General features: G+C 42.1%; 11 protein-coding genes. 3 read left to right on the plus strand and 8 right to left on the minus strand.

The features are described 5' to 3' along the window. The first annotated feature begins 113 nt into the window (after nucleotides 1-113). Nucleotides 114-869, plus strand: coding sequence for a hypothetical protein (locus ABIX36_RS00660; RefSeq protein ID WP_348080238.1), 756 nt, complete (start codon nucleotides 114-116; stop codon nucleotides 867-869). Between the two features lie 17 nt (nucleotides 870-886). Here the strand turns inward: ABIX36_RS00660 and ABIX36_RS00665 are convergent, their stop codons facing one another. Beyond that, nucleotides 887-1975 carry a 6-bladed beta-propeller gene (locus ABIX36_RS00665; RefSeq protein ID WP_348080239.1) on the minus strand — a complete coding sequence of 363 codons (1089 nt, stop codon included), beginning with the start codon at nucleotides 1973-1975 and terminating at the stop codon, nucleotides 887-889. 242 nt (nucleotides 1976-2217) lie between these two features. Here ABIX36_RS00665 and ABIX36_RS00670 point away from each other — a divergent pair, with 242 nt between their 5' ends. Together ABIX36_RS00670 and ABIX36_RS00675 are read left to right on the plus strand one after the other, a co-directional pair. Next, a complete protein-coding gene (locus ABIX36_RS00670) occupies nucleotides 2218-2670 on the plus strand; it encodes a hypothetical protein (RefSeq protein ID WP_348080240.1) in 453 nt (150 codons plus the stop codon). Between the two features lie 133 nt (nucleotides 2671-2803). Beyond that, nucleotides 2804-3214, plus strand: a complete 411-nt coding sequence (locus tag ABIX36_RS00675; protein ID WP_348080241.1) for a VOC family protein — start codon at nucleotides 2804-2806, stop codon at nucleotides 3212-3214. Nucleotides 3215-3250: 36 nt separating this feature from the next. On the opposite strand, the gene ABIX36_RS00680 is transcribed toward ABIX36_RS00675, so the two are convergent. The 7 genes from ABIX36_RS00680 to rpsL form a co-directional block, all read right to left on the minus strand. Continuing rightward, nucleotides 3251-4414 carry an acyltransferase gene (locus ABIX36_RS00680; protein ID WP_348080242.1) on the minus strand — a complete coding sequence of 388 codons (1164 nt, stop codon included), beginning with the start codon at nucleotides 4412-4414 and terminating at the stop codon, nucleotides 3251-3253. Nucleotides 4415-4579: 165 nt separating this feature from the next. Continuing rightward, the gene (locus ABIX36_RS00685) at nucleotides 4580-4864 is read right to left on the minus strand and encodes a hypothetical protein (RefSeq protein ID WP_348080243.1); all 285 of its coding nucleotides are present in this window, start codon (nucleotides 4862-4864) and stop codon (nucleotides 4580-4582) included. Further along, nucleotides 4864-5073, minus strand: coding sequence for a DUF2683 family protein (locus ABIX36_RS00690; RefSeq protein WP_348080244.1), 210 nt, complete (start codon nucleotides 5071-5073; stop codon nucleotides 4864-4866). Before ABIX36_RS00690 ends, ABIX36_RS00685 begins: the two co-directional genes overlap by 1 nt. Before the next feature lie 83 nt (nucleotides 5074-5156). Continuing rightward, a complete protein-coding gene (gene rpsJ / locus ABIX36_RS00695; RefSeq protein WP_022830652.1) occupies nucleotides 5157-5462 on the minus strand; it encodes a 30S ribosomal protein S10 in 306 nt (101 codons plus the stop codon). Nucleotides 5463-5591: 129 nt separating this feature from the next. Further along, nucleotides 5592-7703: an elongation factor G gene (fusA, locus tag ABIX36_RS00700; protein ID WP_348080245.1), complete on the minus strand. Its 2112-nt coding sequence runs from the start codon at nucleotides 7701-7703 to the stop codon at nucleotides 5592-5594. A gap of 161 nt (nucleotides 7704-7864) precedes the next feature. Continuing rightward, entirely contained in the window at nucleotides 7865-8332 is a 468-nt protein-coding gene (gene rpsG, locus ABIX36_RS00705; RefSeq protein WP_134335638.1) for a 30S ribosomal protein S7, read from the minus strand. 19 nt (nucleotides 8333-8351) lie between these two features. Then, on the minus strand, nucleotides 8352-8774 hold the full coding sequence (rpsL, locus tag ABIX36_RS00710; protein WP_067190071.1) for a 30S ribosomal protein S12: 423 nt from the start codon (nucleotides 8772-8774) through the stop codon (nucleotides 8352-8354). Nucleotides 8775-9233: the final 459 nt, after the last annotated feature.

Genomic DNA, 9233 nt, shown 5'->3' on the forward strand with positions numbered 1-9233 from the left:
ACTTTAGGTTACATTTTACCGTTTAAAGTAAAATGCCGCCAAAACAGAAACTTGTTTTTTCCCCCGATATGCAAAGTTATATGATAAAGCTCCTTAAATCGACCGCGATTATTTTGACTCTACTTTTAATAAGTAGCGCCGGAACCAGCTACGCGCAGGATTCTACAGCGAAGGCCAAACCGGCAGCGCTTAAACCTCTTAGCACTAAACCGGCAACGGTAAAACCGCCTGTTAAATACAATCCCTACGCATCCAAACCTGTAGTTAAAGCCAAAACTCTGCCTGCCAAGCAAACGCCGGTTACCACAGGAGCCACTGTAGTTAAGCCGGTACAGCAATACGTGCCCGAGAACCCCGCCCTGCTGAATGATAAGAGCCTTAACGGGCAATACCAATACCTGCTTACCAAAGTATACAATTACCAGCGGCCGCTGATCTCGGCCTTATGGAAGAATTTTTCGGATACGCTGAGCGTTACCCGCCGTAAATTAAATGAGGCCAGCGCAAAGCTATCTACTCAAACAAAAAAAACAGATTCGCTTGTGGCGGATATTAAGGCTAAAGAAGAGAACCTTTCGGCATCAAACGCCAGGGTGGACAGTGTGAGCCTGCTGGGCATACCGCTTACCAAAGCCACCTATAACTGGATCATGTGGGGATTGGTCATCGGTTTCGGTGCTATAGCGGTGATTGTGATAGCACGATCTGGTGCACACAGCCGGGAGGCCAGCTATCGCACCAAGCTTTACAACGAACTGGAAGAAGATTATAAAACCTACAAGGCAAAAGCAAACGAGAAAGAGAAAAAGCTTGCCCGCGAATTGCAAACCGAACGCAATAAGCTGGATGAATTGCTGGGCAAAGGGTAAAGCCTTAGTTAGACAAATTATAAATGCTTGAATATTAATATTTTATGTGCGTAAACATCGCTCACTATAATTTCATCATTGCTGTTTATGGCTAAGCCTATCGCTGTGTTGGTCGAGAAATCGCCCTCACCTATTTTTTCCTTTATTTCGCCCTTTTCATCCGTTTTTAAGATGTACTTGGAGCAAGCAATATATAAACTACTTCCTTTACTTTTTATAGCATAAGAAGCAGCACCCGCATCCCAGGATGTAAGGAATTTACCGCTTTTATCAAAAACGCGCACCATGCTGTTACGCGGGGAGGTTACAAATATCTTATTGTTCATATAGGCTATGCCAAAAGGATACGGGCCATCAATTTGATTTGGAGCTTGCGTAGCCGCCTGAAACTTCAAAAGGAATTTGCCCGTTTGATCAAACTTTTGAACGTAATTATTTTGACCATCCACAACATAGATATTTTGCTCATCATCAAGCGCTATTTCCTCTATGTTTTGAAATTTACTATCGCCGGTGCCATAAGTACCCCACCTTGTTACAAAATTACCATCTTTATCAATAATGGAAACGTACGCAACTCCGAATGCATTGGTAACTACCGCGTTGCCATTACTTAAAAATGCTACAGCGCGCGCCTCTGGCCCCGAGTAGAATAGCGAAAGGTAATTTCCAGCATTATCAAATTTTTGAACGCGGCGATTATTTTCATCGCTTACGTATATGTTGTTGAATTTGTCTGTTTCCACATGCATTGCAAATTCAAATTGGCCAATGCCGGCCCCTTCAGAACCGAAAGAAAATGCTTTGGTATAATTTTTACCCGATGCATAGCCGTAGTCAATATCACTGAACAAGCTATACTCTTTTTCGCTGTTAAAGACCTTTACCTTGTAAAAGGTTTTTGTTAACGTGGCAACCGAATTATCAGTAAGTGTAGTATCCGCGGCTGAGCCGAGCAGCTTATATTGTTGTTCGGTATCATTAAATTTATAAACCTGGTAATTTTTTGCTAACGGGATTGCCGTCCACGATAATACTATCTTTGTACCAAATGCCCCCTTGGTCGCTTTTAAATTTATCGGTCTGTCTAAAATAACATCTGGCACAACCGGCTCAGTTTTAGGAGGGGCGACAACAACAGGTGCCTTTGTTGCATCTTTCTTACAGCCCAATTGAAAAAAAAGGCATACTACGATAAAAGGGTATATTATTTGCTTGGGACTCATGTTTAGGCCTACTTAATTTACTGCCTAAACTAACAATAATTTATCGGTAGCAGATCAAATTAGACCATTATTCACAATAAATAAACTGCTCTGTTGTACAGCAGAATAAATAATTCAAAAAAATGATGAAGGCTTATTTGTTTGGATGGAATCCCCTGAAATTCGCATGGGCTGATATGAATGATGATATCCAAAAGCTTAAAACAACCGGAACCCTGGTTGATAACTGGAGCGTTGCCAGCCATAAGGTTATCCAAGTTGGCGACAGGGCCTACATCGTTCGGCTTGGGGTAGAGCCAAAAGGGATCTTTGCTTCGGGCGTAATATCCTCAGAACCATACGTCGCTTTTCGTAAAGGGAGGCATTACCACCGCATCGAAATTGCTATAGACACTTTGTTGAACCCGGATAAAGAGCCCATCCTCACCATGGACATCTTAAAAACGGGCAACCTCGCCATGCAAACCTGGTCGCCGCAGGCATCGGGTATCTCCATCCACCCGGAACTGGTGGACGAGGTAGAGGGTGTTTGGATGGATTTTTTAAGCCGTCACTCCTACTATGGTTCCATGTAATTGGAATGTTTGCAGGACTCACCCTTTTTGAAAGTTTATCGATTTGTCGCAAAATCGCCACTAACAGGTCGTTTTTACACATCATCAGGGGCATTGTTTACTCATACCTTTGAATATCAAAACAAATAAAATTATGGCAACTCAAATTTTCGTGAACTTACCGGTTAAGGACCTTAACAAATCGGTTGAGTTTTTTACCAAACTTGGTTATACTTTTAACCCCCAATTTACTAACGAACAAGCTACCTGCATGGTCGTAAGCGATACTATTTATGTAATGCTGCTGGTAGAATCGTTCTTTAAAACATTCAGCGATAAGGAGATCGCAGATTCCTCCAAGGTTGTAGAGTCTATCGTCTGCCTGTCTACGGATGGCCGCGATGCCGTAGACGCCATCATTGGCAAAGCTGTTGAAGCCGGTGCCACTACACGGAAAGACAAAATAGATTACGGCTTTATGTATAGCGGCAGTTTCGAGGATATTGACGGGCACCAATGGGAATATATGTGGATGGACCCGGCCGGCCCGCCTCAGCAACAATAATATTCAGAAATATTTAGGGCGGCAGCAGGAAGCGTTTCAGCTTTTTGGTGCCGCTTTTTTGCTTGCGCCCGCTCTTGCGTAGTGAAACTTGTCCTTAAGTTTTAAAAACTTCGCCTCGAAGATAAAAGAGAAACTTACAATGATAGCCAGGAATATCAGTTTCACAAGGATGATACCCCACATGGGTAACTGGGTAAAATACTGCATCCAGGGCTGGAAAGCCTTAACGCCGATAAACAATTCCTGCCAAATGTAAATACTGTAGGAGAGCGCCCCCATCGTAGTTAAAAAAGCGGTGTTTAGTAGTTTCGACAGGAGATCTTTATGGCTGATGCTGATTACCGTGGCAATTCCAATCAATATCGCTGAAAGATATTCGGATACGTACTTCGTATAAAACAGGAATGTTTTTGTGTGGATAACAATGGCCACTATTATCAAAATAGCGCTTAATAAGTAATGAGCCTTTATTTTTTCGGGCTTGATGACGCCCTTAAACAAGAGGATGGAAAACACCGAGCCTATAAGTATAATGATAGGGCCTTTCCAAAATGCATACCTGCAACAGCGGATAATAAAGTGCAGAACAGGGCTGTTGCTTAACCAGTTCCATTGAAGCCCACCTATTATACATACCAGCGGTACCAAAATAACGATGCTTAGCGATAGGATAGTGTACCACCGTGTATTGATAGCCAGCAAAATGGGGAAGGTGAGGTAAAACTGCTCCTCTACCGCCAACGACCAAAAATGAGCTGTATAAGGTTCATTATGCATAGGCAGGTTTTTAAAGAACAAGAAAGAGGTTATAAAATCTGCCGCGGGGATGTGTAAGTCAAAAACACGGTTCAGTCCAATGAGCACTATCAAAAACAGCCAGGCAACCGGCAGGATGCGCAGGGCCCGGCGGATGTAAAAGTATTTCAGGGAGATCCGCCCGTTCCGTAATTTTTCTTTTAGTAACAACGTGGTGATTAAAAACCCGCTCAGTACAAAAAAGATATGTACACCAGTGGCACTGGAAATACTTACTCCATAGTGCCACAGGTAATAGTTAAAACCAAAATGGCCGATGAGCAATATACATATTGCCAGTCCGCGCAATCCATCCAACTCCGGGTAATGGCTGGCATGCAGCGCGGCGGGCACTTCGGTGATATCTGCTAATAACTTCCGGGTGAGTTCTTTTAAGTATGCCAAAACAATTGATGCTGCTTTATAAGCGCCCAAGATACGGCAAATAACACAAAAGACATTTGGGCAATTTTACCAGCAGTACCCAATTAATAGCTGATAAAGGGAGTGATGTGTTTGTAGTGACGCTGGAGAGCGGGGAGCTGCATTATTAGGGAATTGCGAACAGTACTATAGCATTGGATCTTGCCAGTTATCCCAAAAGAATAGTATTATAACTTCGGTTTCATTTATTTTGTAAAACATGGAACTGTTTCTATGAATAGGCGCCTTGCGAATATTAGGATATTTTGGGAGGGCTTCATAAATAAATGGAGATTTAGAAATCAATTCAAGCATATAATAAACTCTTTCATCAAATTCCTTCACGCTATTCTCGCCCCACATTGCTCCAATTTGTTCTTGCATCAAATCAAATGTTTCATTTGCCTGGGTAGTAAAAATCAGCTCAAACATTACTTAAACATATGGAGTTTCTTCTTAAATTCTTCCAAAGAAGTATGGCGGCCTGCTTCGTAATCTTCCTCCCCTTTCTTTATACCTGCTATCACGTGTGGTGGTAGATCGTCATCATCATCCTTGACAAAGGATACTTCCAACGCTCTTAAAAAAGCATTCACTGCCTTCTCCTGTTCTTCGGTGGGGTTTACTATATAAGTCGCCATATTCAAATTTAACTAAAAATCCTCAAAACCAAAAAAGCCATTCTTTTGCAAGAATGGCTTTTTGTATAGATCTTCCGGTACAGTTACACTTTGATCTCCACTTCAACTCCGCTTGGCAATTCAAGCTTCATTAAAGCGTCTACAGTTTTTGAATTTGAACTGTAGATATCCAATAAACGCTTGTAAGAGCATAATTGGAATTGCTCACGTGCTTTTTTGTTTACGTGTGGTGAACGTAACACAGTGAAAATTTTCTTTTCGGTTGGTAACGGCAGGGGGCCGCTAACTACAGCACCCGTAGGTTTTACTGTTTTTACGATCTTCTCAGCTGACTTGTCAACCAGATTGTAATCGTAAGATTTTAATTTGATCCTGATTCTTTGGCTCATTTTGTTTGTTTTTAATGACTATCCCTAAGAGCTATTTATTAGGGCAGTCGGTTTATTTTAAAATTTGAAGATTTAATAATTTGAAGATCATTTTCAAATCTTCAAATTACCTCATCTTCAAATCAATATTTACGCGTTAGCAGCAGCTTTTTTGCCCTTTACTTTGGCAACTACTTCTTCCTGTACGTTACGTGGTGCTTCTGCATAGTGGTCAAATTCCATGGTAGAAGTTGCACGGCCAGAGGTGATGGTACGTAACTGGGTTACATAACCAAACATTTCTGAAAGTGGTACAGTTGCTTTAATTACTTGTGCACCTGCACGTGAATCCATACCCAAAAGCTGGCCACGACGACGGTTCATGTCACCGATAACATCACCCATGTTTTCTTCAGGGGTTAGTATCTCAATTTTCATGATCGGCTCAAGCAATACCGGTTTACATTTTGGCAATGCCTCGCGGTAAGCAGATTTTGCAGCTATCTCGAAAGATAACGCATCTGAATCGACTGCGTGGAACGAACCATCAATTAAACGCACTTTTAAGCCTGTTAACGGGAAACCGGCTAATACACCGTTTGCCATTGCGGCTGCAAAGCCTTTTTCTACAGATGGGATAAACTCGCGAGGAATAGACCCACCGCTAATTTCGTTCACAAATGTTAAACCTTCTTTACCATCATCGTTTGGCGATACAATGATCTGTATATCGGCAAATTTACCACGGCCACCAGTTTGTTTCTTGTATGTTTCGCGATGCTGAACGGTACCGGTGATAGCTTCTTTGTAAGCTACCTGCGGCGCGCCCTGGTTCACCTCTACTTTAAACTCACGTTTCAAACGATCCATGATGATATCTAAGTGAAGCTCACCCATACCGCTAATAACGGTTTGGCCTGTTTCTTCGTCAGATTTTACGTGGAACGTAGGATCCTCTTCAGATAATTTACCAAGCGCGATACCTAATTTATCTACATCGGCCTGTGTTTTAGGCTCAATAGCTAAACCGATAACCGGGTCAGGGAAGTTCATCGATTCAAGGATGATCGGGAATTTCTCATCGCAAAGGGTATCCCCTGTTTTAATATCCTTAAAGCCTACTACCGCAGCAATATCACCTGCACCTACATTAGGTATAGGGTTTTGCTTGTTAGCGTGCATCTGGAAGATACGAGAGATACGCTCTTTGTTATCAGAACGCATGTTGTGCACATACGAACCAGCCTCTAAGTTACCCGAGTAAACACGGATAAAGCATAAACGGCCTACGAAAGGATCGGTTGCAATTTTAAACGCTAAAGCTGCAAACGGCTCTTTTTCTGATGGTTTACGTAAGATTTCTTCGCCGGTATCCGGGTGGGTACCAATAATACCTTCCACGTCCATAGGTGAAGGAAGCAATTCCATCACGTAATCAAGCATGGTTTGTACACCTTTGTTTTTGAAAGATGAACCACAAACCATAGGAACTATCTTAGCATCTAAAACCGCCTTACGTAAAGCGTCAAGCACTTCGCGCTCGGTGATGGTTTCCGGTGCATCAAAGAATTTCTCCATCAGGCTTTCATCATAATCAGCAACAGATTCAAGCAATTTCTCTCTCCACTCTGTAGCTTCTTCGATCATATCCTCAGGGATAGGCACTTCGGTAAAGGTCATACCTTTATCATGCTCATTCCAAACAATACCTTTCCAGTTGATCAAATCTACAACACCTTTAAAATGCTCTTCAGCACCTATTGGTAATTGCAATGGTACTGCGTTGCTGCCCAACATGCTTTTTACTTGTTTTACAACATTTAAAAAGTCGGCACCGCTACGGTCCATTTTATTAACGAAACCTATACGGGCAACGTTGTAGTTGTTTGCAAGGCGCCAGTTAGTTTCTGATTGTGGCTCAACACCATCAACAGCAGAAAATAAGAACACCAAACCATCCAGTACACGTAAGCTACGGTTCACCTCAACGGTGAAATCCACGTGTCCCGGGGTATCAATAATGTTGATATGGTAGTTTTGGCCTCTGTATTTCCAACCAACGGTTGTAGCAGCAGAGGTAATGGTAATACCACGTTCCTGCTCCTGCGCCATCCAGTCCATCGTAGCTGCACCCTCGTGTACCTCGCCAATTTTATGGCTCACACCCGAGTAGTACAATATACGCTCTGTTGTAGTGGTTTTACCGGCATCAATGTGAGCGGCAATACCTATGTTTCTTGTATATCTTAGATCTCTTGACATATTAATTATTGAATTATTGAATTAGTGAATTAGTGAATTTCCAAAGCCCAACGGCTTTTTAACGCACTAATACTAATTGTTAAATGAAAGAGTGAAGTAACGAATTACTGATTAGCATAATATTACCAAATCAATAATTCACTAATTCACTCCTTCACTAATTAAAATCTGAAGTGAGAGAACGCTTTGTTGGCTTCAGCCATTTTGTGCGTATCTTCTTTCTTCTTAACAGCAGCACCTTCACCTTTAGCAGCAGAGATGATCTCACCGGCTAATTTCTCCATCATGGTTTTTTCACCACGACGACGAGCATAGCTGATCAACCATTTCATACCCAAAGCAACTTTACGCTCTGGCCTTACTTCAGTTGGCACCTGGAAGTTTGCACCACCTACACGGCGGCTTTTTACTTCTACAGCCGGCATTACATTGTTTAAAGCTTTTTTCCAGCTATCTAAACCGTTTTCGCTGGTTTTCTTTTCAACAATTTCAATTGCGTTATAAAATATAGTGTAGGCGGTAGATTTTTTACCGTCGAACATCATGTTATTTACAAACCTGGTTACCAAAACATCATTGAATTTTGGATCAGGAAGAAGGATTCTTTTTTTTGGTTTTGACTTTCTCATTGTTACTATCCTCCTTTAATTATTTCTTTTTCTTAGCTGGTGCGCCTTTTGTAGGTGCAGCTGCCTGACCTGGTTTAGGGCGTTTAGTTCCGTATTTAGAGCGGCGTTGGTTACGGCCCGCAACACCTGATGTATCTAACGCACCACGGATGATGTGGTAACGTACACCCGGTAAATCTTTAACACGACCACCGCGGATCAAAACAATTGAGTGTTCTTGTAAGTTGTGGCCTTCACCAGGGATGTAGGCGTTAACTTCTTTACCATTTGTAAGGCGCACACGTGCAACTTTACGCATTGCTGAGTTTGGTTTTTTAGGGGTAGTGGTGTACACACGGGTGCACACGCCTCTTCGCTGTGGACAGCTGTCCAACGCTGGTGACTTACTCTTGTCAACCAGAGCTACTCTACCTTTTCTAACTAATTGCTGAATAGTAGGCATTTTTTCCTTTTTGTATTTACTGTTTTATCCTTATTTTAAGGACTGCAAAGGTAGGTACTATTTTTTGATTTTCAAGGGCTTGCGAGAAAAAGATTTGGTAATAGGCTGATTGAGTGGGATAAGGCGGCCTATGTGATGATTTGAAGAGATGTGAGGATGGAATATGCGGTTTTGAAAAGCAGGGTAACTGCAGCTATCTTCCGCCAGCCCCGCTTTCTGTACAAGCCGCCGGTAGAAACGGCTTTTCCGCCAATCGGGTTTACATTGAAAGGCATTCGCGGCAGGAATCCGGGCAAATAGCATGCCTGCAAACCCCGAATTAGGGTTAACACAACTTAACACAATTCAAAAATTATTTTCATAATTTATTGATAATAAGCCAGTTGTATTTTTATAGGGTTAACATAAAAACGACTTTTTTACTTGGCTTGACCCGTCCTGAAATAGCTATACAGATTT

It is taken from the genome of Mucilaginibacter sp., from assembly GCF_039925265.1.
Lineage (GTDB): Bacteria > Bacteroidota > Bacteroidia > Sphingobacteriales > Sphingobacteriaceae > Mucilaginibacter.